This is a genomic window from Aquimarina besae, assembly GCF_042434905.1.
Lineage (GTDB): Bacteria > Bacteroidota > Bacteroidia > Flavobacteriales > Flavobacteriaceae > Aquimarina.
In genome coordinates, this window is sequence record NZ_CP170199.1 from 1441125 (window position 1) to 1464602 (window position 23478).

Genomic DNA, 23478 nt, shown 5'->3' on the forward strand with positions numbered 1-23478 from the left:
TTTCTTAAAACCTGTAATTAATCGTGTCTAAATAGATGCATATGTTACCTACCTAACCGAAGTTTTTTTGAATAATATAAAGCCCGTGGGATTAGAACTGGGAATATCGAATCGTAAAAAGGATTTTTAGTTTTTGTATTCTAAACATATTTAAAAAGCTTTTTTTCAAGAGAAAATTATGGATATCAATAGACTAACCAGATCAATGATTGGTGGAGTTAAACGTAGCTAGAAAAGCCAGAGACTAGATTATATTTGGCTTGATGAAAAAAAATTAGAAATCTACCTTGAAAATTACTTTCCAATGCGGTTTCGTCTTCTTCTGGTACCGGAAAGTTGTTGTTGTTTGTCTTTGATAGTCACGCTTCCTGTATCGATCTTTACGGTATAATCAGGATGAGGACCGTGTGGATCAACATCCAGAAGTTTATGTAAACTCATATTTGCCGTTGGACCAAAATTATAGGTTTCTTGATATCCTTCGTGAGTTAATGCGTCTATTCTTTTACCATCGTGGCGTATAATCATTTCGAACTCACCCCCGATACCCGTTTCTTTATCTAAACGCAAGAATTTTCTGCTGTATGGTTTAGCACCAAGGAGACTTCCGAAATATCTCGACTTTGGAGTATGAAACCAGTTTTTAAATCTGGATGCCTCTTCCCAAATAAACCCTTTATTATCCCTAAACTTGTTACCTATCAAATGCGTAAGTGTTGTGACTTCCTTTTTTACATTAAAAAGATTTCTATTCAAATGATAATAGATAAATTGATCATGATCGTATTCTTTGCCATTAACCTTGGCGTCAATAACTTTTTTTACTTCTATTGGGTCTAAAGAGTATTCCATTTTAAATAAGAGGTTTAGGTTACTAATTTAATGTATTTCAATTAAAAAATTAATAAAAGGAAAGTCAAAAAATGAAGTTTTTACTATAAAATTCTTCTGGCCTGAGCGAAACACTTGTTCCAATATGTTTCTTCTAGACTTGAAATAGTTACTCCTTTGGACGTAGAGGCGTGGATAAATTTTATTCGTTTTCCTGTTGCTATCACTAATCCGACGTGGTTAATTCTATCCTTATTTTTATTAGTCTTAAAAAATAATAGATCACCAATAGTAACATTTTTTAGAGAAATTTTATCTCCTTGAGTAGACATCGCCCTGGAAGTTCTTGGTAGGATGACTTCACCTTGCTTAAAGGATGTATAGACCAACCCAGAGCAATCCATTCCTTTTTTAGTAGTTCCGCCATATTTGTAGCGTGTCCCTTCAAAAGTTTTAGCATAATTTACGATACTCTTTATCTTTTTTTTGGGACTAGCTTCAACGTTGGTTTTTGTTGTCTTTTTAACATTCCGAGAACTTACAGCCGCACTCTTTTTTCCACCTCCACAGGAAGAAAGTATAATACCAAGAACGAATAAAGCTGAAAGTAAATTCTTTGTATTCATTTTATTAGTTTTTATTTTATGGCTTCTACTATCAAGTTAGCAGTTTTATCACTAGCTCCTTTCCCTCCCAATTTCTTTTCAAGATCGTAATAATCCAGAAACATAACAGCTCTTTTATAATCATCCAGAATGCTTGTCAGTTCTTCTTTTAGTTTTTTAGTATTGAAATCACCTTGAATCAACTCAGTAACTACTTTTTTATCCATAATGAGATTCACCAACGAAATATATTCTAGATGAATAACTCGTTTGGCAATTTGGTAAGAAATAGCACTGCCTTTATAGCAAACAACCTCCGGAACTTTGAATAATGCAGTTTCTAATGTAGCTGTTCCCGAAGTAACCAGAGCAGCGTTGCTTAAGCTAAGTAAATCATAAGTTTGGTTCATAACCAAATGCACACCTTCCTTCTTTATAAATGGGGTGTAAAACTCTGGGTCCTGACTAGGCGCACCTGCGATGATGAATTGATATTGAGGAAAATCATCAACGATGCTCAGCATGACCTCAAGCATTTTTTTTATTTCTTGTTTTCTACTTCCAGGAAGTATTGCTATAATTGGTCTGTCATCTAGATTATGCAGGGTCTTAAATTTTTCAGGTAAAATTTGTTGATGATTTGCAATGGCATCAATTAACGGATGTCCTACAAAATTAACCGGGAAATTGTGTTTGTCTTCATAAAATGGTTTTTCGAAAGGTAAGATTACATACATAGCATCGATACATTTCTTGATACTCTTGATTCTTCCCTCTTTCCACGCCCAAATTTGAGGAGATATATAATAGTGAGTGCGAAACTCTTTCTGTTTTGCCCACTTAGCAATACGCAGATTAAATCCCGGATAGTCAATAAAGACAATTACATCTGGTTGATAACTAAGGATATCTTTTTTGCAGAGCTTGATGTTTTTAAGTATGGTAAATAAATTCAGTACGACTTCTATAAATCCCATAAAAGCCAGTTCTCTGTAGTGCTTTACCATAGACCCTCCGACATTCTGCATCAGGTCGCCTCCCCAAAACCTAAATTCTGCATAGGGATCTTCTTTGATAATAGACTTCATTAGGTTTGCACCATGTAAATCGCCTGATGCTTCTCCGGCTATCAGATAATACTTCATTTTAGATATACTTTCTCCATAGGTTAACTAAATTTACTAATTGCGATACCAACAGCTGCTATGAGTGTAGCAAGAAGTACGCCACGGGCTCTGTAAGGTTTGTTTTGCTTTAAAAACAAAAAGAAAATAATCAGATTAAGAATTGCTCCTAATGCGATTAGACTTCCTAAATAGTTATTTTGTTGTGCTATTTTTAAGGTGTCTTTGATACTTTGTTCCGAAAATAATAATATGTAGAGCAACATACCACTAACATTTGCTAATATCCCTATAAAAAAACCAATTAGAATTTCTTTTTTAATCATGTAACGGCCAATTGTTTAGTTCTTGTATGAAATGATGTGCGGTAAGATCAAATTGTGTAGGTACAATGGAAACATATCCGTTATGCAATGCCCATTCATCCGTATCTTCTCCTCTGTCTTCGTTAATAAATTTCCCTGAAAGCCAATAGTAATCTCTTCCCATTGGGTTGGTTCTCTTATCAAATTCTTCTACCCAATGTGCATTTGCCTGTCTACAGATTTTGACACCTTTGATGTCATCTTCCTCTAGTTTTGGGATATTTACATTAAGCACTATTCCTTTCGGTAATCCATTGGTAAGTACATTTTCAACTATTGTCTTTACGTACTTTTTGCAAGGTTCAAAATTGGCATTCATACTATAATCCAATAAAGAAAACCCAATAGCAGGAATTCCTTCAATACCTGCTTCTACGGCTGCACTCATTGTACCCGAATAAATAACATTTATTGCAGAATTAGAACCGTGATTGATGCCACTAACACAAAGGTCAGGTTTTCGATTTAATATTTCTCTGGTTGCCATTTTGACACAGTCCACCGGAGTTCCGGAACAACTGTATTCTTTCTGAGGAGCGTTTTTGTCAATCGTTATTGGATCACAATGCAAAGTGCTATTAATCGTAATTGCATGCCCCATAGCGCTCTGAGGACTGTCTGGAGCCACCACACAAACATCACCTATTTCATTCATAATGCTAATCAATGTCCTTATTCCTGGCGCTGTAATACCATCATCATTGGTTACTAAAATCAACGGTTTTCTTTGTGACATAGTCTTTTTTTTTCAACGGTAAAAATACATTTTTTTTATTCTAAATATATTATTCGTAATCAGTAGCATACATTATTAGTTGTTTTAAGAAAAATTTAGTAATATTACCTCTTATTGGCACGATTTTTAATGTATTTTGCCAAGGACACCCCTAAATTAAAAATGAGCGTATGAAAAAGAGTTTTTTGGTATTAATGCTTACCGTAATTGTATCAGCTGCTTCCTGTAGCTTTACAACAAAAATTGAAAATGATCCGGATAAAGACCGTATACTAATAGATCTTATTAGTTATGTGTTAAGTAAAGGGCATTATGATGCAAAGGATATTAATGATGATTTCTCTAAGAACGTTTTTGTAGATTATATTGATGCATTAGACCCTTTGAAACGATATTTTTATAAAAGTGACATAGAAGAATTTAAAAAATTCGAAAACTTAATTGATGATCAGATTAGAGATAAGGAAATTGATTTTTTTAATCTTACTTATGAAAGACTTCAACAACGAATGAATGAAGCCAGATCGCTTTATAAAGAAATATTAGAGAGCCCTTTTAATTTTGAAAAAGAAGAATCCATAAATACAGATTATGATAAGTTAGAGTATGCTAGCAACAAGAAGGAAATGAAAAATCGTTGGAGATTACAACTTAAATTCAACGCGTTGTCCAGTTATTACGATAAAGTAGATGAGCAAATCGATTCTCTGACAAAAAATAAAAATTTCAAAAGAAAGTCTGCTGTTGTGCTGGAAGAAGAGTCTAGAGAATTAACAAAGACTTCTTTAAAAGAATATTTTGAGTTTGCCGATGACTTGGAAAGAAAAGATTGGTTCTCAATCTATATTAATTCAATTGTAGAAGAATTCGATCCCCATACATATTACTTTGCTCCCCAAGATAAAGATCGTTTTGATATTGCTATGTCAGGCAAATTAGAAGGAATAGGAGCTAGGCTGCAGAAAAAAAATGACAATGTAAAAATTGTTGAAATTATCTCTGGAGGTCCTGCTTGGAGAGGCAATAAAGTAGAAGTAGGAGACTTAATAATGCGAGTTAAACAGGAAGATGAGGTAGAGCCGGTAAGCATTGTGGGGATGAGGCTAGATGACGCAGTAAGCTTAATCAAAGGACCAAAAGGAACAAAGGTGACGCTAACTGTTAAAAAGGTAGATGGAACTATAGAGAACGTTGAAATTGTTAGAGACGTCGTGGAGCTTGAAGAAACGTATGCAAAATCCTCTTTGGTTAAAAAGAATGATAAAAACTATGGTATTATAAACTTACCGAAGTTTTATTTTAATATGCAAGATTACAATCAACGGAATGCTGCCAAAGATGTAAAACAAGAGATCATACGTCTAAAAGAGCAGGATATGGAAGGTCTTGTAATAGATCTAAGAGATAATGGCGGTGGTTCTTTACAAACGGTTGTTGATATTGCAGGATTGTTTATAGAAAAAGGTCCTATAGTGCAGGTGAGAACAAAAGGAGAATCTCCCGAAGTATTGAGTGATAAAGACAGAAATATCTTATGGGATGGACCATTAGTTATTTTGGTTAATGAACTTTCTGCTTCCGCTTCAGAAATATTAGCGGCTGCAATGCAAGATTATAAAAGAGCTATTATTATAGGAAGTAAGCAAACTTATGGGAAAGGAACTGTACAAAATGTGATGGACCTTAATCGATGGATGCGAAGTAACGATTTTGGAGATTTAGGTGCATTAAAGTTAACTACTCAAAAATTCTACAGAGTAAATGGTGGTTCAACCCAACTAGAAGGCGTGAAGAGTGATGTTGTTGTTCCAGATCGTTACAGCTATATTGACATAGGCGAAAAAGATCAAGAAAACCCTCTGCCGTGGGATAAGATTCCTGCTGCTGATTATACCTTATGGGATGGTTATATCGATTTTGATCAAACTATTAATAAAAGTAAAGCTCGTATGGCAACAAATGACCAACTTAAGCTAATAGAAGAGAATGCCAAGTGGGTTAGAGAAAAGCGAGATATAAATGAATATTCATTGAACTTTAATAAGTATAAAGCCAATATTGAACTCAATGAAAAGCAGGCAGAACGTTTTGAACGTCTTAATGATTATAAAACTAATTTAACATTCGAATCTCTCCCTTATGAAAAGGATCTGATGGAGAAAGATACAATCCTGAAGGAAAAAAGAAGTAGATGGCATCAAAGTCTTAGTAAAGATGTATATGTAGAAGAGGCTTTAAGCGTTTTAGAAGATATGAAGATCAATAATATACGTCGATCCAAAAATCCATTGACACTAAAGAATTAAGGCGCTTTAATGCAGAAAACGCAATCAAACTCATTATCAAAGTTAGCGCTCCAAAGATTTAAAAAGAATTTTTGGGGCGTTTTGAGTTTTTGGTTTATTGTTCTCTGTGCATTGACGGCTATAATTGCTTATATATTAGCTCCGGATAGTTCTAAGAATGCTAACCAAATGCATTTATCCATTCATTCTAAAAGTCCGGGGTTTTCTGTTAAAATGTTAACGATACCTTCAGGATCGTCTTCTGATCAATCATACTTCAGTAAGTTGTTTTTTGGTTCCAAAAATATGGATACAGAGATTCCTATTGAAGGTTATCGTTTCAAAGAATCATTTCTGGAAGTTACACCTTACACAGAAGGTGAATTGACCGGCATTTCTAAAAGAATTGAGCTTACGAGTTTTCCTAAACAGTATACAAAAGATGATATAGAAAAAGAGTTTATTGAGGATAGAACTTTTATTTTAGGAACTGATAAGTATGGAAGAGATCTCTTAAGTAGAATGCTTATTGGTATTAGAATTTCGTTTTCTATTGGTTTTGTAGCTGTATTTATCTCTTTACTGTTAGGAATATCTTTGGGCGCAATTGCAGGCTATTTTGGTGGGAAAATCGATGTGTTCATCATGTGGTTGATTAATGTAACCTGGTCAATACCAACCTTACTTTTGGTAATTGCAATCACCTTAGCTTTGGGTAAAGGTTTTTGGCAAGTTTTTATAGCTGTCGGGTTGACGATGTGGGTAGAGGTAGCCCGGGTTGTAAGGGGCCAGGTATTAAGTATAAAGCAAATGCAGTATATAACTGCAGCAAAAGCCCTGGGCTTTAGTCATTTCAGGATTATTAGCAATCACATACTTCCTAACAGTTTGGCTCCTGTTATAGTAATTTCTGCAGCTAACTTTGCGGCGGCAATATTGATTGAGAGTGGATTGAGTTTTCTCGGAATTGGTGCACAACCACCCATGGCGAGTTGGGGAGCTATGATCAAAGATCATTATTCTTATATTATTTTGGGCAAAGCCTATCTGGCAATAATTCCCGGACTGGGTATTATGAGTCTTGTGATGGCCTTTATGCTTATTGGTAATGCGTTACGAGATGCATTGGATGTAAAAGGGTAGTAAAAAGCAAAAGGATTAAACCTAATAGTTCAATCCTTTTGTTTGATCGGCATAATACCAGTTGTAAATTAATTTTTTAAGTAAACTTAAATTTCAAATGGCATAGATAAGTCTTAGAAACAAGGAGGTCCCTGTACCCAACTCGTTCCATTGTGATAGCAACAACTCAATAAAGGTTTACAACCTCTTCCTCGGTTACTGGCTGCAGAAAAAATTAGGGCTCCTCCGTGCACATCTTGTTGTTGTTTTTTAGAAAGCGTTTTAGCTCCCGTAATCTTTTTAATTCGGTTCATAATAATAGGTTTTAAAAGTAAATAATTAATTATTACCAGGCTCCACCATTGCATACATCATCGGTGCATGTATAATATGGGTCGTTTCCTAAAAAAGGATACTGCTGTATCCACCACCCTTGTGAACGAGGTCCACAACAGAATTGTTCTAAAGTAGGGATGTAACCTCCTGAAATTAATTTTTGTTGGGTTTTACTCAATTTTTGAGCTTTGTCCAGATGTAGAATTGTTTTTAACATAGTTTAGGTTTTTAAGAGTTTTAAAACCCCCGAAAATTTAAAGACACTCGGGGGTTATGTCTGAGTGAGTGTGTGAAGAAAAAGAGTATTACGTCTTTTTACAAAAATGTTCGTAAAAAAAGAAAAGCAAGTATCATATACTGGAACTACAGGTCTATAGAACGCTGTACTATATCATCCGATTTAGACACCTACAGAATCTTCTTTTACACTATAATTATGTTCGTTTTCATTTTCAATCATCATACTGGTAAAATGAAAGAATTCGTCATAACTATATTTTTTGGGGTATATAGATTTGTTAATCAGAGAAGCAGGAGTATAGAACAAATTGTTCTTTTCTGCCCAATCTGATTGTTTTTGAAGGACTTCAATATGTTGCTCATCGTTTTTAGGCGTGCCATATTTCTTGATCCAATTCGTAAAAGTTCTATCTTGAAACCATTCACTATACGCCTCAATAAAACTTTTAGGTCCTTCAGAATGATATATTTCTAGTAAGCGCAAACTTATTTGAGTAGCTTGATTGTCAAGATCGTCCAATGATACTTTTAACCGTATAACAATCTGTAGCTGTTCACTCATCGTTCTTAATACGCGAGTATAAGCCTCAAAAGCCCCTTTACAGTAACCACACATAGGATTGGTTAGACTAATAATCTTAAAGCTAGCGTTAGGGTTTCCTAAAACTATTTCATTTGAAATCGATTTGGTATCCTGAACGTTATCTGAGATACTTAATAAGTGCTCAAATATTTGTCTATCACGTTTAAAATGGTTGAGCTTTATGTTGTCGCTTTTGTACTCTTTATTTTCAACCATATGTTTCTTGACTTCCATATAACCCAAAGTGATCAGTGCAGAAACCATAATAAAAGTCGCTATTGCGGCTATTGTGAAATCAAAAGAGAGACCTAGTAACGCAACAACGATTAAACCGGTAGATAGGGCACTTATAGCAATACAGATAGCGCACCATTTTTTTATAATAAATGCTTGGGAATACAAAGAATAAAGGATAAAAGGAATTCCTATAAGACTAGGTAACAATAAAACACTGTTAAAACCGTAAAACAATTGATAAATCGTAAGAATACCGAAAAAAACAATACTTGCGTCGGCCAGTGAAAAATTCTTAAGTAATTTTCCTGTATTGTTATTAATTACATCCCCACAATTTGAATTTCCAACAGAAGTACAAAACTGGTGCATAGTATTAGATTGTATACCCAAACTCTCTCTAACAGCAAAAAGACTAAATACTACACCTGAGATTGATACTATCAAAAACAATATCTGAAATAAATCAAAAGGTCTGGTTACCAATGCAACAATAGAACCTAAAAGTAGCGCTCCAAACAGAATGTTATGAATTAAGGACTCTTTAGAAAATAAGTTGCTTTTTCCAGCATTGTGTTCTACAGCGATTACCTTAGGAACCCAGATCGTTTTGAACTCATCATAACTAAATCTTTTATTGTCTAGATCTGTATGCTTTAGTTCAATGCTTCCGTTCTTGTTGATCACGGAAACAATTTCCTCTGCATTGTCTTTTTTAACTAGTGAAACAAAGCTTTCTGGAAGTTGATCCAATGCTTCTACAGGCACTTCTACAGCGATATTGTCAATATCAAAATAATCTAGTGTATCAGTAATAGATTGAAAACTTGGATAGTTTGGATGTATTTGTAATTGTAGTTCTAAATCTTTTTTGTCATAGTTACTAATTCTATTTTGGATAAGAACAGTTTCAACTATTTTCTCAATACTATTTTTCATGAATCCTTTAAGATGTTTTTGTTTTGTGTGCTTTCTTCTGATAAAGATAGCATAAGTTGATTACCCCAAATCTACTTACATAATATTTTTTAAACTTTTTCTGTAATTTTCGAAACGTCATTTAGTTTAAAAAGCTTTCTAAAATAGAGATTTTTAAAGACAATATGGACGAGGATACTACATAAAATAAAAAAGGATTATCCGTAATTTTAGTTTTTATTTATGTTAATATTTTGTATTAAATTATTGAAAATCAAATCATTAGTAATATTTAAAACATGCATAAAATCTAAGATTGATTTTATGTTAAAGTTTAGTCTATTGTTGTTTTTATATCACAAACTACAATTTGATTGACCGATTGGATAGTTAAAATTTTAAAAGTTGAACGATAGAAGAATATATATTGATTTTGATATTTTTGTTCATCATTCGGTAAATCATTTTAATAAGAAAATTTGAAAAGAAAGTATATATATCCATTGTTGGTGTTAATAGTAACCGTTGGTTTTTATTATATCGAAAAGAATGTTGATTCGGCTGACCAAAAGAATAGCTCTTATAGTGAAGAAGATCAGGAATATAGTTTTTTCTATCTTCCAACGTCTACGACAGGTGTAATTGTTACTCACAAACATTATTCATTATCGTACTCCGAAAAGCACGAGCAACCCGAATGGGTGGCCTACGAACTAAAACAGGAACATGTATCCAAAAATGAATTCAAACGGCCATTCTTTGAAGTCGATACCAAAGTAAGAACTTCCTCGGCTGATTGGAGAAATTATAAAAATTCTGGATATGACCGAGGTCATTTATGCCCGGCAGGAGATAGAAGATTTACTTATGATGCTTTTGAAGAAACGTTTCTTACATCAAATGTTTCTCCCCAGAATCACGAGTTCAATGCCGGTATCTGGAATGATTTAGAACAAAAAGTTCGTTACTGGGCAAGCAAATATGATGGAGTTTATGTAGTTACCGGAGGGGTTTTAAGCGATGATTTACAAACCATTGGTTATGAAGCAGTTTCTGTGCCAAAATATTTTTATAAGGTGATTTTAAATAAAAACTCTAAAATGATTGCATTTTTGATTCCTAATCAAGATACCGATCAACCCTTGGACCAATTTATCGTATCGACGGATAGCATTGAAAAGTTAACGGGAATTGATTTTTTCCCAAAGTTACCGGATGCCATTGAAAATCAGCTGGAAGCTTCTATTAGTAAAAAAGGCTGGAAATTCTAAGAAGTATTACCATTCATTTACCCGGTTTGCATCTAGTTTGATGAAAATAAAAAGTAACAAAGTAAATCCCCATAACCCCGATCCGCCATAGCTAAAAAACGGAAGTGGTATTCCTACCGTTGGAATCAATCCTGTAACCATCCCTACGTTGACGGCAAAATGCAAGAATAGAATACCTACCACACTATATCCATAGACCCGACTAAACTGTGACTTTTGTCTTTCGGCTAAATACAATAGTCTGATAAGTAGTGCAACAAATAAAATTATTACCAAGGTGGCACCCAAAAAACCCCATTCTTCTCCAACAGTGCTAAAAATATAATCAGTGTGTTGTTCTGGAACAAAACCTCCTTTGGTTTGGGTACCTTCTTTCCATCCTTTTCCTGTCCATCCGCCGCTGCCTATCGCAATTTGACTTTGATTCGTGTTGTATCCAATACCTTTAGAATCTACTTCTTTTCCTAAAACAATATTAAAACGGTCACGATGTCTTTGTTCAAAAACATTATTAAAGATATAGTTTACCGAGAAGCAAAAACCTGTAATTACTATAATGGTAAGTAAATATCTAGAATATTTGGGTTTATGTTTTCTGTTTTTGATGAGAATCAAGATCATAATGGTAGCAATTCCAATAACTACCCAAAGAGGTGTAAACAATAGCGTTAATATAAAAAGAGCAGCTGCAGAAGCTCCGATGATTAAATACGTTGCAGCTAATCCTTCTCTATATAATGGAAAGAAAAAAGCAGCATATATCAGTGCACTACCTGGATCTGGCTGTGGAATAATGAACAGTGCCGGTAACGCTATAATCAAAAAAGCTCTTAGCTGATGGTTGATCAAATTAATGTTTGTTTGCATATCACTTAGAAACTTTGCCAACGCCAATGCAGTAGCAGCTTTAGCAAACTCTGAAGGTTGTAAGCCGACCGGACCGAAGGCGTACCAAGATGTAGCTCCGTTAACATTCTTTCCAAATAAAAACAGTCCAAGAAGAGAGACTAAGGAGACAACGTATAATAAACCTGCAAAACGTTCATAGAATTTAGTTTCTATTGCTTGGGTAACAATAATAATAACAATACTTAAAACTATCCAGTATAATTGCTTGATGTATGGTTGCGAAAAATCAGTCAAAGAGAAAGATTGATCACTGTATGAAGCAGAGTAAATATTACCCCATCCAAAACCGATCAATAACAAGAACAGAAGTACGGTTAACCAATCTATGGCAACAATTGTTGATTTAGCCATTATTGGTTGATTTTAAATGGTTCCCCACTGTAAGGTTTTGCATATTCTTCTTCCAGGCTGTGCGAAAGAACCCAATCTTCCAAATCTGTTCTGGAGATAGATCCTTTGATGTATTTTTCTATCATCAAACTGGCGATTTTACCAGCATATCTGGACCCCCAATAGCCATTTTCAATAAATACAGTAAGTGCAATCTTTGGATTGTCTTTTGGTGCAAATGCAATAAAAACAGAGTGATCTGTGAGTTGCATGCGCTCCCCGTTAACTACAGTATAATTTTCTGCAGTACCTGTTTTACCACAAATATCTATATCTTTTACTTGTAATGCTGCAGCAGTACCTTGAACATATACTTGATGCATTCCTTCAATTACCGGTTCAAAATGTTCTTTATCTATTGTTGTATATTTTGGTTTGGTAAAGTTCTCTATGGAAATTGGCTTTCCGTCAATTGCCTTAATAATATGTGGAGTATAAAAATACCCTCTGTTAGCAATGGCAGCTGTCATATTAGCCAGCTGTATTGGTGTAGCCAGTACCTCTCCCTGCCCAATTGCATTGGATATGGTAGCGGTTGGATACCACTTATATTTTGGATAGTTATATTGTTTATTATAAAATTTAGAATTTGGAACTAAGCCTTTACTCCCACTTGATAAATCATTGCCCAGATAGTTTCCTAATCCAAAACTTTCGACATGTTTTTCCCAGTTGTCAATGCCTTCCTGAGGAGTATCATATTTGTAAATACTTCTTAGATAAACATTGGCAAAATACGCATTGCAAGATTGTGCAATTCCGGGGATCATGCTCAGAGGACTTCGATGCGCATGACAACCAAGTTTCGCTTTTTTTCCATATCTGAAGCCATGATTGCAAGAAAAACTTTCCTTGGTATCTACAACTCCTTCTTGTAACCCTATAAGTGCAGTGATCGCTTTAAAAGGTGATCCTGGAGGGTATTCTCCTTTTACACCCCGATCAAATAAAGGTCTGGAAATAGAATCATAATGTAATCTTGTATAATTAGGGGATCTTTTACGACCAACCAATAATTCTGGTTTGTAGGTCGGAGCAGTAATCAAAGTAAGAATTTCTCCGGTGGCGGGATCTAATGCCACAATACCGCCGCGTTTGTTTTGCATTAGCTTTTGACCATAATTCTGTAATTCTTCATCAATAGTAATGGTAAGATCTTTTCCATTAACAGGTAGTGTGTCATATTTACCCTCTTTGTAGGGTCCAATATCACGATTGAATCTGTCTTTTTGTATCCTTTTTATTCCCTTAATTCCTCGAAGCTCTTTTTCGTATTGTTTTTCTACGCCTTGCATACCGATTAAATCTCCAGAGAGGTAGTACGGATCTTTTTTAATAAGCCCTTCGTTTACCTCTGCAATATAGCCAAGTACATTTGCGGCATTTTCTGTATGATAATCTCGAAGGGAGCGTTTCTGAATATAGAAACCATCAAACTTCCGCATTTTTTCCTGTAGATACGCATACTCATCCTTGGTTAATTGAGGAATAACCACCGAGGGCACTCTGGGAGAATACGCTCTTGCTTTTTGCAATTGTTTAACAAGTTTATCTTTTGTTATTTTGAGGATAGAGCAAAATTCTAATGTATCAAAAGGTTTTAATTCTCTTGGTATCACCATCACATCATATGAGGGTTGATTAGTAACCAAAAGCTTGCCGTTTCTGTCATAAATCGCTCCTCTTTGAGGATAGTCATACAATACTTTTATTGCGTTATCTTCTGATAAGGCTGCGAACGAAGTGTTGTAAATTTGCAGATAAAAAAGCCTTGCAATAAAGACGACACCTGTGCTAATTATTATAAGATATAGTAGTAATTTTCTCATGAATCTTTTCTTCTAAACAATACCAAAACCAACATAATGACTATGATTGAAAATAGACTAGAAAATAACGTTTTTTTTATTAATAATAGTGTATGAGAAAAGTTAAATATTTCTAGAGAAAAAAGTATAAAATGGTGTATGAATACCATAAGAGTTACGTAGGCAAGTCGCTGTCCAAAACCAACGTTACTTAGTTTAACCGTTTGAAATTCGTAACTCAAACCAAAAACAGATCTTAGAATAACAGGTCGCAAATATCCTATTACTAAAGAGGCAGCTGCGTGCACACCTCCAGAATCTCCAAACAGGTCTATAGTTAACCCTAGAATAAAACTTAGGAAAAGAAATAAACTCTTGTTAATATTGATCGGAGCTAATAGTATAAAAATGATATAAATATATGGATTAAGGTATCCTAAAAAATTGATATGATTAAGGATAAATACCTGAACAAATACCAGACTTAAGAATCTGCCAATATATAAAAGAACATTATTATTCATCTAATTTTGGATTTTCTAAAGACTCGATTTCTACAGCATCGTTACTTTTTATTGCATATATAAATCCAATATCAGTCATATCATTAAACAGTTGCACATCAATTAAAAAATAGCTTTGATTTTCATCTAATTTATAGTTGATGATTGTGCCAATTCCTATACCTCTGGGGAATATAGTAGAACGACCATTGGTAATAATAGTGTCTCCTTTTTGTAAAACAGCTTGTCTAGGTACTGTTTCTAGTTGCACTATATTTGGATCGATACCGTTCCATACCAGAGACCCATATTGATTTGATTTTTTTAAACCGGCATTAATTCTCGAGTTGCTATTAAGTATCGAAATAACTCTGCTATAATTTTGAGAAGTGTTTTCTACGATTCCAACAATTCCTTTATCTGTAATAACCCCCATATCCGGCTCAACCCCATCTTTTTCTCCCTTATTAATCAGAATATAATTGTCAATTTTGCTATAGTCATTTTTATATACGTTTCCTTTAATGAAGGTGAACGGCTTACTAAATGAGGTGGTGTCTACATATTTTGTGGAAATGGTATCATTTGTTAACCAACTTATTTGATTACGAAGTAACTCGTTTTCTTCTAACAAACGTTCATTTTTGTTTTTAAGCCCAAAGTAATTACTAATAGAATATCTCCATCCATACACTCCCCCTGTAAGAAAATTGGTAGAACTAATAAACTTACTCTTGTGGTAGGTGTGCGATTGCAAAGTTAGAATAAGCGATAGAAGTAGTAATAGCAGAAATAACAGAAAGTTCTTATTCCGTATTAAAAAATTAATAATCTGCTGCATGCTTTATGGGGATACTAAATTCAAATAAATTATAATCTTGTTAGAATAATGCTCTTAATATTGTTTAAAAACAACTAAAGCAGAATAACGTAAAAAATAAATTTTAGGTATATACTACTTATGTTTTCTCAAGATAATTATTTAATCAATACGCTTTTATAGCGATTAATGTTTTTTAAGGTAATTCCTGTTCCTCTTACAACTGCTCTTAGCGGATCTTCAGCAATATAAACCGGTAAATCTGTTTTTTGAGACAACCTCTTATCTAAGCCTCTTAGCATTGATCCACCTCCTGCAAGATAAATTCCGGTATTGTAAATATCGGCTGCAAGTTCTGGTGGGGTTTGTGATAACGTTTCCATAACAGCATCTTCAATTCTTAGAATAGATTTATCTAGCGCTTTCGCAATTTCACGAAATGAGATTTGCACCTGTTTTGGTTTTCCAGTTAGCAAGTCACGACCTTGAACATTCATTTCTTCTGGTGGCAATTCTAAATCTTCAGTTGCTGCACCGATCTGTATTTTTATTTTTTCAGCAGTTCGCTCACCGACATATAAATTATGTTGAGTTCTCATATAATAAATAATGTCATTGGTGAATACATCACCTGCAATCTTTACAGATTTGTCGCAAACAATTCCTCCGAGAGCGATAACCGCAATTTCTGTGGTTCCTCCTCCGATATCAACAATCATATTTCCTTTTGGCTGCATGATATCGACACCAATACCAATGGCAGCAGCCATTGGTTCGTGAATAAGATATACTTCTTTACCATTTACACGTTCTGCACTTTCTTTTACTGCTCTCATTTCTACTTCTGTAATTCCGGATGGAATGCAGATAACCATGCGTAGGGCTGGAGTAAATATTTTTTTCTTTAATGCAGGAATATCCTTGATAAACATACTTATCATTTTTTCACTGGCATCAAAATCAGCAATTACTCCATCTTTAAGCGGTCTTATCGTTTTTATGTTTTCGTGCGTTTTTCCTTGCATCATCGCAGCCTCTTTACCCGCGGCAATTATTTTTCCAGACACGATATCTCTGGCTACAATGGATGGACTGTCTACCACCACTTTGTCATTATGAATAATTAAGGTATTCGCTGTACCTAAATCGATTGCAATTTCTTCAGTAAAGAAGTCGAAAAATCCCATATAAAACAATAAAAAGGGTTAGAATTGAGTAAATGTACTAAAATTAATGTTTAAAATGACGTGTTCCAGTCATTACCATTGCAATTCCGTTTGCATCACAATAATCTATACTTAATTGATCTTTTATAGAACCCCCAGGTTGTATTACCGCTTTGATGCCGGCATTGTCTGCAAGCTCTACACAATCAGGGAACGGAAAGAAAGCATCACTTGCCATAACAGCACCGTTAAGATCAAAATCAAATGATTTTGCCTTCTCTACAGATTGTTTTAATGCATCTACTCTGGATGTTTGTCCGGTTCCACTTGCTAAGAGTTGTTTTCCTTTTGTAAATACAATCGTATTAGATTTAGTATGTTTACAAATTTTAGATGCAAACAATAAATCTTCTACTTGCGCGTCTGTAGGTGCTACTTTGGTAACCGTATTTAAGTCTTCTTTAGCATCAGTTTTTAAATCTTTATCCTGTACTAAAGCACCATTTAGACAAGAGCGCACTTGAGTCTTTGGTAGTTCTATATTTTTTTGAATCAGTATGATTCTATTTTTCTTTCCTTTTAGTGTTTCTAAAGCTTCGTTGCTGTAAGAAGGGGCGATGACTACTTCACAAAACAATTTATGAATTTCTTCGGCTGTAGCAGCATCTATTTCAGAATTACTAATTAAGATGCCACCAAATGCAGAAACCGGATCACCAGCCAATGCATCTACATATGCTTGATGGATAGTAGAACGTTGAGCTAATCCACAGGCGTTGTTATGTTTCAGGATTGCAAAAGTAGGATCTTCTCCTGTAAACTCATTCATCAAGTTGACCGCAGCATCTACATCAAGAAGGTTATTGTAGGATAATTCTTTTCCGTGTAACTTATCAAACATAGCATCAAAATCTCCAAAGAAAAATCCTTTTTGGTGTGGATTTTCTCCATAGCGTAACACTTTTCCTTTGGTTTCACTTATTTTAAGTGAAGCAATTTCGTGATCACTATTGAAATAATTAAAAATTGCACTGTCGTAATGAGAAGAAACATTAAAAGCTTTTGCGGCAAAACGTCTGCGATCTTCTAATGAGATGCTACCATTACCTTCCGAAATAATTTCTAAAAATTCAGCATAATCATCAACAGAAGCCACACAGGTAACATCAGCAAAGTTTTTAGCAGCTGCTCTAATTAAAGAAATTCCTCCTATGTCAATTTTTTCGATAATCTCTTGTTCAGAAGCTCCTGATGCAACCGTTTTTTCAAAAGGATATAAATCCACGATTACGATATCAATTTGTGGAATTTCATACTGTTCTAACTCTGCTACGTCGCTATCATTATTCTGGCGGTTTAGAATTCCTCCAAACACTTTTGGGTGTAATGTTTTTACTCTTCCACCAAGAATGGAAGGATAAGAAGTAACATCCTCTACAGGAATTACATCTACTCCCTGGTCTTTAATGAATTTTTCGGTACCACCGGTAGAATATATGGTAATACCAAGCTCATCTAATTTTTTTACGATAGGTGCTAATCCTTCTTTACTGAATACAGAAATCAATGCAGATTTAGCGGTTTTTGTGTTGCTCATGACAGTGTTTAGTTAGTAAAGCGCAAAAGTAGCAATTTAGTTGCCAATTAGACAACCCATTATGTGTAATTGTTTTAGTTATTTTGTAACAAAATTATAAGGAAAACGTCCTATCTTTATATTGTTCAAAAAATAGCATATGCTTATTTATCTTAGAGTACTAAAAGAGAGTTTTAATTTTGCGATTAATGCTCTTAGAAACAATAAATTAAGGACCTTTCTTTCTTTGTTAGGGGTCACCATAGGTATTTTTTCCATTATTGGTGTGCTGGCTGCTGTTGATTCTTTAGAGAAAGAAATAAAAGGAAGTATTAGTTCTTTAGATAATAGTACCATATATCTTACAAGAATTTCTTTTGGACCTACTCAGGTTCCTGATTGGAAGAGAGAACAGTTTCCTGACGTAACTTTTGAAGAATACCAGTATATCAAAAGAACGATGCCTGATGTAAAAGCGGCTAGTTTTTTATTGAATGTTGGTCAGGAGACGATAAAGTACAATGATAAAAGTATTAGCAATGTGAGTATGGCACCTGTTACGCACGATTATTACGAGATCGAAGAATTACAGGTTGTTAAAGGAAGGTTTTTTAATGAACAGGAATCTGTAGGAGGAGCTCCGGTTATTGTAATTGGAGATGAAGTAGCGAATAGCTTATTTGGCACGAGTGATCCTATTGGTAAAAAAGTTCGTGTATACGGAAGAAAGTTCACGGTGATAGGTGTTCTAAAGAAAGAAGGAAGCGGTCTTTTTGGGGATTCCAAAGATACTTCGGTCATATTACCGGTTAATCTTGTGAGAAGAATTTATGGCGATAACAATAAGTTTACATTTCCTATGATAATTATTAAACCCGAATCTAGTGGTGATGTGCCCGAGTTTGTAGCTTCACTTACTCAAAAAATGAGATCTTACAGAGGATTAAAACCCGATGATATCGATGATTTTTTTGTAAATCAGCTACAGGGCTTTACGGATTTTATAGATAATATTACAGGAACTATGTCCAAAATAGGTGGATTTATTGGAATGTTTTCTTTGTTGGTAGGAGGTTTTGGTATTGCGAATATCATGTTTGTAAGCGTAAAAGAACGAACAAATCTTATAGGAATCCAAAAAGCATTGGGCGCTAAAAGAAAATTTATATTACTTCAATTTTTATTTGAAGCAGTTATTCTAGCCATTTTTGGTGGATTGATTGGACTCGTACTAGTATGGTTGATTTCAAAAGGAGCTTCTCAATTAACCGGAGATTTTGAGTTTGTCCTTTCTAGCTCCAATATGTTCTGGGGTATGTTTTGGTCAACCTTAATTGGTTTAATAGCGGGTATTTTCCCAGCCTGGATGGCAGCTAGATTGGATCCTGTAGAAGCTATTAGAACCGGTATGTAATGTAAAAGACTTCAGATTATACAAACCTGTATAAAAGATAAATATTCATACCTAGTGCAATTAAAATTAGTGCTAAAACGACAACGGGGATTACTTTTATCATTATATTTCTTTTTTTATTTGGGGTCATTATATCTATTATCATTGTTCAAAGATACTAGGAATCAGAGGGTAACGAAATAGGTAAAAATACTTGATTGTTATAGTTAAGAAGGGATCATATCTTTTTTCTGGATTTATGATAGTTACAGTATCGAAGTAATCCTTTTTGCCTGTCCAAAGGGCTTTTTAATAAGCCTATCATGTTTATCTGGATGATGTATTGGAAAATCTAATCTATTACAGCTTCCAATTACTTTAAAATTTGATGCTTCCTTGTTTTCTTAATATAACAATAGCATTTGTTCTACTTTAATTAATAAAACATCAGCTTTTATTACGTTAAACCTTCATAACAAAGTTTGGATATACCATCAGTTTAAGTTTTTCTTTTTATGGAGTAAAAAAAGAAGCCAAGATTTAAACCTTGGCTTCTTAACTTTTAATTGAAAAATAGTTTATCGTTTAACTACTCTTTTGGTAGTAGATCCTGTTTTTGAATACACCGTCATAAGGTATAAACCAGAATGTATGGAAGAAATATCTATAGTGTGTAGCCTACTGTTAACATTTAATTTCTGCGAAATGATCAATGTACCTCGAATATCAAAAATTTCTACTCTTTGTAAGCCTAAACTAGTCTCTCCTGATAAATTAACACTGTTAATAGACGGAATAGGATAAATAGTTAGACCATTTGCTAATATTTCATCATTAATACTTAATGTGTTATCAAAATCGATGCTAAATTGAGAAGCGACAGTATTTCCATTCCCTCCACTGTCTAATGCAACATCTGCATTGATATCTATGGTGATGGTTAATGGACCAGCGCCAGAAGGAGTGATGTCAGCAGTATATGTAGTTCCTGAACCGGCAAAATTACCAGGCGTTCCGTTTCCAACAATAAGGTCAGTTATTTCAAATCCAGTAACGCTTTCAGAAAAAGTAATGGTTACAGGTATTGGATCGGCTCCAGTGGGTCCAGGACTTTCTGTAGAAGTTATTGTAACACTAGGTCTTATCGTTTCTTTAGTTTCTGTATCCGTTGCAGCACTACCAGTATTTCCATTAATATCCGTAAGCGTAACGCTTAAAGTTATGGTACCATCAGCTAATCCACTTAGATCTATTCCTGTAATTTGATCAGTAGCTGTTGCGATAACTCCAGAACCAGTAACGGATCCTGCACCACCAGAGGAGGTAAAAGTATAGTTGTACGTAGCTCCAACTTCTGCTGAGGAGAACGTATAACTTACCGTATTTGCGCTTCCTGAATTAATAGGACTTTGATCTATGGTTACATTATATCCTGTTGGTGCTCCTGTATCTTTAGTTTCTGTGTCGGTTGCTGCACTACCTGTATTTCCAGCATCATCCGTAAGTGTAACACTTAGAGTTATAATTCCATCAGCTAATCCACTTAGATCAATTCCGGTGATTTGATCAATAGCAGTTGCGATAACACCAGAACCGGTAACCGATCCTGCTCCACCCGAAGAAGTAAAAGTATAATTATACGTTGTGCTAACTTCGGCGGCTGCAAATGTAAAGCTTACAGCTGTTTCGTTTGTAGAGTTAATAGGAGCTTGGTCGATAAGTGCGGTATATCCGCTTGGTGTCATTGAATCTTCGATAATTGTAGGTACATCTACATCATTAGAAGTATTTCCTGAAATATCTTCTGCTTGTACTACAAAATTATTGTCACTATCAGCGGTAAGGTTTACAGAAAAGCTCCAAGCATTTCCAGTTACCGTTGCTGACCCTAAGGAAGTTGTATTGTCCGCCATTCCATCGTTATTGGTATCCGCATAGGCGTTTACTGTAATTCCATTTTCTGCGTGTGTACCAGAAATTGTTTGCGTATTTGCATTTACTGTGATCGAGCTTGACGGTGTTGTTACAATAGGATCAACAGGAGCTGTTGTGTCCTGACAAAATTCAAAATTATCAATTGCCAAATATACAAAGCTTGTAAAAATTTCAATTTCAATTTCATCTACGTCAATAGTACTGAAGTCAGACGCTCCTGCGGTTGCAAAATCCACTTGAAAAAATCCATTGTTGCCTTGGCTTACATTTGTAGGAAAAGTTGTGTTTCCGCTATTTAGATCAAATGAGAATACTGTTGCACCTGACACCTTGCCTCTTATTGTTAAGGTACCATCGTTTGTAGGTGAACCTCCTGCTGCAATAGAAGACACATAAACAAACATCGTATTTGCAGTGAACACTGAGTTATCGGTGGTAGTGATTGAATAAGCACCGGTACCGCTCCCTTCATTATCAAGGAAATCATTTGATCCGTTAACTCCGGCACCATCAATATTGAATACATCTAGTCCATTTGTCAACGTAAAAGGAACTCCGTTACTAGTAATAGATGTAGCGCTAGGTGTAAAGGATTCAAAATCTTCAATAAAACAGTCCGATACGATATGATTTTCACCGCCAGTGAAAGCTGGAGGTCCGCTATTCATCAAAGCATCTTCAATATCCGTTGAACCATTAAGATCAATACTAATGGTTCCTTGTCCTGTAATGTTATCCACAGTAACTGTATATATATTGTTGGCACCTGTAACTCCGGTAATATTTCCGGTAGTTCCACTTGTATCTAAAGTAAAATCATCTGTAGTAACATTAATAACATTTTCATTAAAAGTAACCGTGAAATCAACCGATGTATCTAACGAGGTAGGAGTTCCGGCGACTTCTATACTTAGTACTTCTGGAGCAAATGTATCGACAATACCTTGCTCACAAAATTCAAAATGATCAATCGCTACATAGACAAATGCACTTCCGATAATAATCTCCACTTGATCTATGTTAGTTGTGGTGTAATCAGCAGCACCATCGGTAGCAAAATTAAGATTAAAGAATCCATTATCTCCGTTTGATGTTGTCGTTGGAAATCCAGATGTTTTTGTTATCGTGTATACTGTAGCTCCAGAAACTTTTCCGTTAACCGTAAGTGTACCATCATTGGTTGGATTTGTTCCGGCTGCAATAGATGATAGGTATAAGTCTAAAGTTTTCATCGTGAACAATTCACCTCCAGTTGTCTGTATAGAAAAGGTTCCGGCTCCTGTACCGTCATTGTCCAAGAATTTGTCAGAGCTACTAGCTCCAGCACCTGTAGCCTCTTCAATATCTAAGCCAGTAGCATTAAAAGGCAATCCATTACTGCCAAAAGTATTGTCATTAACATTAAAATCTTCAAATGACTCCAAAAAACAAACAGAAACCGTATGTATTTCACCGGCAGTGAATGCAGGAACGTTTCCATTAGTTCCGTTTCCATTCCCTAGGTCGTCGGTAATATCTGTGCTGGCATTTAAGTCAACACTTACAGTTCCTTCCCCACTTATTCCGCTTACTGTTACGGTATGAGTAGTTCCTGATCCACTTATAGCAGAGATAGTTCCCATAGCACCACCTGTAGCGTCTAATGAAAAATCGTCTGTGGTCACATTGTTTGCATTTTCATTGAAGGTTACAACAAAATCAACAGAATCAGCTGTAGTTGGCGGTGTTCCGCTTCTAACGATACTGGCTATAAATGGCGGATCGGTATCTGCTGCAACTTCTTCTGGACCAAAAGCAAAATCATCCACAGCTATATAATTGAAGCTTGATGTAATTTCTAATTCAAGTTCATTAATATTTGTAAGGCTAAAATCTGAACTACCGTCGGTTGCTAGGTCAACATTAAAGAATCCGTTATCACCAGTAAAATCTGTAGGAAAACCAGAAGTTTTAGTAATTGTATAGACTGTACTTCCTCCTAATTTACCCCTTAGAATGAAGGTTCCATTAGCTGTAGGGTTATTACCGCCATCAGAAGAAACATAAATATCTATATTTTTCATTGTGAATGCGGAGCCACCGGTTGTTTGAATAGAATATATTCCAGGACCAGCTGTAGCGCTTTCTATCCAACGATCAGATCCCCCTGATCCAAACCCAGGAATACCAAAACTAACCATAGTATTAGTAGTAGTAAATGATTGACCACCATTCGTAAACGTGGAAGTACCATCGGTTAAGGCCTCAAAAGTCTCAGTAAATTGAGAGTAACCACAATGCATACCTATCATTGTGATTAGAAAAAAAGTAAGGTATAACTGTTTCATT

Annotated in this window: 19 protein-coding genes; 4 read left to right on the forward strand and 15 right to left on the reverse strand. The window is 34.9% G+C overall.

What is annotated here, in order from left to right:
- Positions 1–294 precede the first annotated feature (294 nt).
- The 5 genes from ACE94K_RS06175 to surE all read right to left on the reverse strand — a co-directional run bounded on the left by ACE94K_RS06175 (position 295) and on the right by surE (position 3661).
- Positions 295–852, reverse strand: a complete 558-nt coding sequence (locus ACE94K_RS06175) for a hypothetical protein (protein ID WP_378181467.1) — start codon at positions 850–852, stop codon at positions 295–297.
- A gap of 83 nt (positions 853–935) precedes the next feature.
- Positions 936–1457, reverse strand: coding sequence for a C40 family peptidase (locus ACE94K_RS06180; protein WP_378181470.1), 522 nt, complete (start codon positions 1455–1457; stop codon positions 936–938).
- 11 nt (positions 1458–1468) lie between these two features.
- Positions 1469–2581, reverse strand: coding sequence for a lipid-A-disaccharide synthase (gene lpxB / locus ACE94K_RS06185; RefSeq protein ID WP_378181473.1), 1113 nt, complete (start codon positions 2579–2581; stop codon positions 1469–1471).
- 23 nt (positions 2582–2604) lie between these two features.
- Positions 2605–2886, reverse strand: a complete 282-nt coding sequence (locus ACE94K_RS06190) for a hypothetical protein (RefSeq protein ID WP_378181476.1) — start codon at positions 2884–2886, stop codon at positions 2605–2607.
- Positions 2879–3661: a 5'/3'-nucleotidase SurE gene (gene surE, locus ACE94K_RS06195; protein ID WP_378181479.1), complete on the reverse strand. Its 783-nt coding sequence runs from the start codon at positions 3659–3661 to the stop codon at positions 2879–2881. The genes ACE94K_RS06190 and surE overlap by 8 nt, the downstream gene beginning before the upstream one ends.
- Positions 3662–3831: 170 nt before the next feature.
- Between surE and ACE94K_RS06200 the strand changes: the two genes are divergently transcribed.
- Both ACE94K_RS06200 and ACE94K_RS06205 read left to right on the forward strand, forming a co-directional pair.
- Positions 3832–5967, forward strand: a complete 2136-nt coding sequence (locus ACE94K_RS06200; protein WP_378181482.1) for a carboxy terminal-processing peptidase — start codon at positions 3832–3834, stop codon at positions 5965–5967.
- A 9-nt stretch (positions 5968–5976) separates the two neighbouring features.
- Complete coding sequence (locus ACE94K_RS06205) at positions 5977–7089, forward strand: ABC transporter permease (protein WP_378181485.1); 1113 nt, start codon at positions 5977–5979, stop codon at positions 7087–7089.
- A 113-nt stretch (positions 7090–7202) separates the two neighbouring features.
- On the opposite strand, the gene ACE94K_RS06210 is transcribed toward ACE94K_RS06205, so the two are convergent.
- From ACE94K_RS06210 to ACE94K_RS06220, 3 genes are all read right to left on the reverse strand, one after another.
- Positions 7203–7382 carry a hypothetical protein gene (locus ACE94K_RS06210; RefSeq protein ID WP_378181488.1) on the reverse strand — a complete coding sequence of 60 codons (180 nt, stop codon included), beginning with the start codon at positions 7380–7382 and terminating at the stop codon, positions 7203–7205.
- Positions 7383–7414: 32 nt separating this feature from the next.
- Positions 7415–7621, reverse strand: coding sequence for a hypothetical protein (locus ACE94K_RS06215; RefSeq protein WP_378181491.1), 207 nt, complete (start codon positions 7619–7621; stop codon positions 7415–7417).
- Between the two features lie 183 nt (positions 7622–7804).
- Positions 7805–9400, reverse strand: coding sequence for a vitamin K epoxide reductase family protein (locus tag ACE94K_RS06220; protein ID WP_378181494.1), 1596 nt, complete (start codon positions 9398–9400; stop codon positions 7805–7807).
- Positions 9401–9858: 458 nt separating this feature from the next.
- Here ACE94K_RS06220 and ACE94K_RS06225 point away from each other — a divergent pair, with 458 nt between their 5' ends.
- Positions 9859–10650, forward strand: a complete 792-nt coding sequence (locus ACE94K_RS06225) for a DNA/RNA non-specific endonuclease (RefSeq protein WP_378181497.1) — start codon at positions 9859–9861, stop codon at positions 10648–10650.
- A 6-nt stretch (positions 10651–10656) separates the two neighbouring features.
- Here the strand turns inward: ACE94K_RS06225 and rodA are convergent, their stop codons facing one another.
- The 6 genes from rodA to purH all read right to left on the reverse strand — a co-directional run bounded on the left by rodA (position 10657) and on the right by purH (position 17843).
- A complete protein-coding gene (gene rodA / locus ACE94K_RS06230; protein WP_378181500.1) occupies positions 10657–11910 on the reverse strand; it encodes a rod shape-determining protein RodA in 1254 nt (417 codons plus the stop codon).
- Positions 11910–13778 carry a penicillin-binding protein 2 gene (gene mrdA, locus ACE94K_RS06235; protein ID WP_378181503.1) on the reverse strand — a complete coding sequence of 623 codons (1869 nt, stop codon included), beginning with the start codon at positions 13776–13778 and terminating at the stop codon, positions 11910–11912. The genes rodA and mrdA overlap by 1 nt, the downstream gene beginning before the upstream one ends.
- On the reverse strand, positions 13775–14281 hold the full coding sequence (gene mreD, locus ACE94K_RS06240) for a rod shape-determining protein MreD (protein ID WP_378181507.1): 507 nt from the start codon (positions 14279–14281) through the stop codon (positions 13775–13777). The genes mrdA and mreD overlap by 4 nt, the downstream gene beginning before the upstream one ends.
- Positions 14274–15101 carry a rod shape-determining protein MreC gene (gene mreC / locus ACE94K_RS06245; RefSeq protein ID WP_378181510.1) on the reverse strand — a complete coding sequence of 276 codons (828 nt, stop codon included), beginning with the start codon at positions 15099–15101 and terminating at the stop codon, positions 14274–14276. The genes mreD and mreC overlap by 8 nt, the downstream gene beginning before the upstream one ends.
- A gap of 137 nt (positions 15102–15238) precedes the next feature.
- Positions 15239–16267 carry a rod shape-determining protein gene (locus ACE94K_RS06250; protein WP_378181513.1) on the reverse strand — a complete coding sequence of 343 codons (1029 nt, stop codon included), beginning with the start codon at positions 16265–16267 and terminating at the stop codon, positions 15239–15241.
- A gap of 43 nt (positions 16268–16310) precedes the next feature.
- Positions 16311–17843: a bifunctional phosphoribosylaminoimidazolecarboxamide formyltransferase/IMP cyclohydrolase gene (purH, locus tag ACE94K_RS06255; protein WP_378181516.1), complete on the reverse strand. Its 1533-nt coding sequence runs from the start codon at positions 17841–17843 to the stop codon at positions 16311–16313.
- Positions 17844–17982: 139 nt separating this feature from the next.
- On the opposite strand from purH, the gene ACE94K_RS06260 reads away from it, so the two are divergent.
- A complete protein-coding gene (locus ACE94K_RS06260; protein WP_378181519.1) occupies positions 17983–19236 on the forward strand; it encodes an ABC transporter permease in 1254 nt (417 codons plus the stop codon).
- 557 nt (positions 19237–19793) lie between these two features.
- Here the strand turns inward: ACE94K_RS06260 and ACE94K_RS06265 are convergent.
- Complete coding sequence (locus ACE94K_RS06265) at positions 19794–23477, reverse strand: beta strand repeat-containing protein (RefSeq protein WP_378181521.1); 3684 nt, start codon at positions 23475–23477, stop codon at positions 19794–19796.
- Between the last annotated feature and the right edge of the window lies 1 nt (position 23478).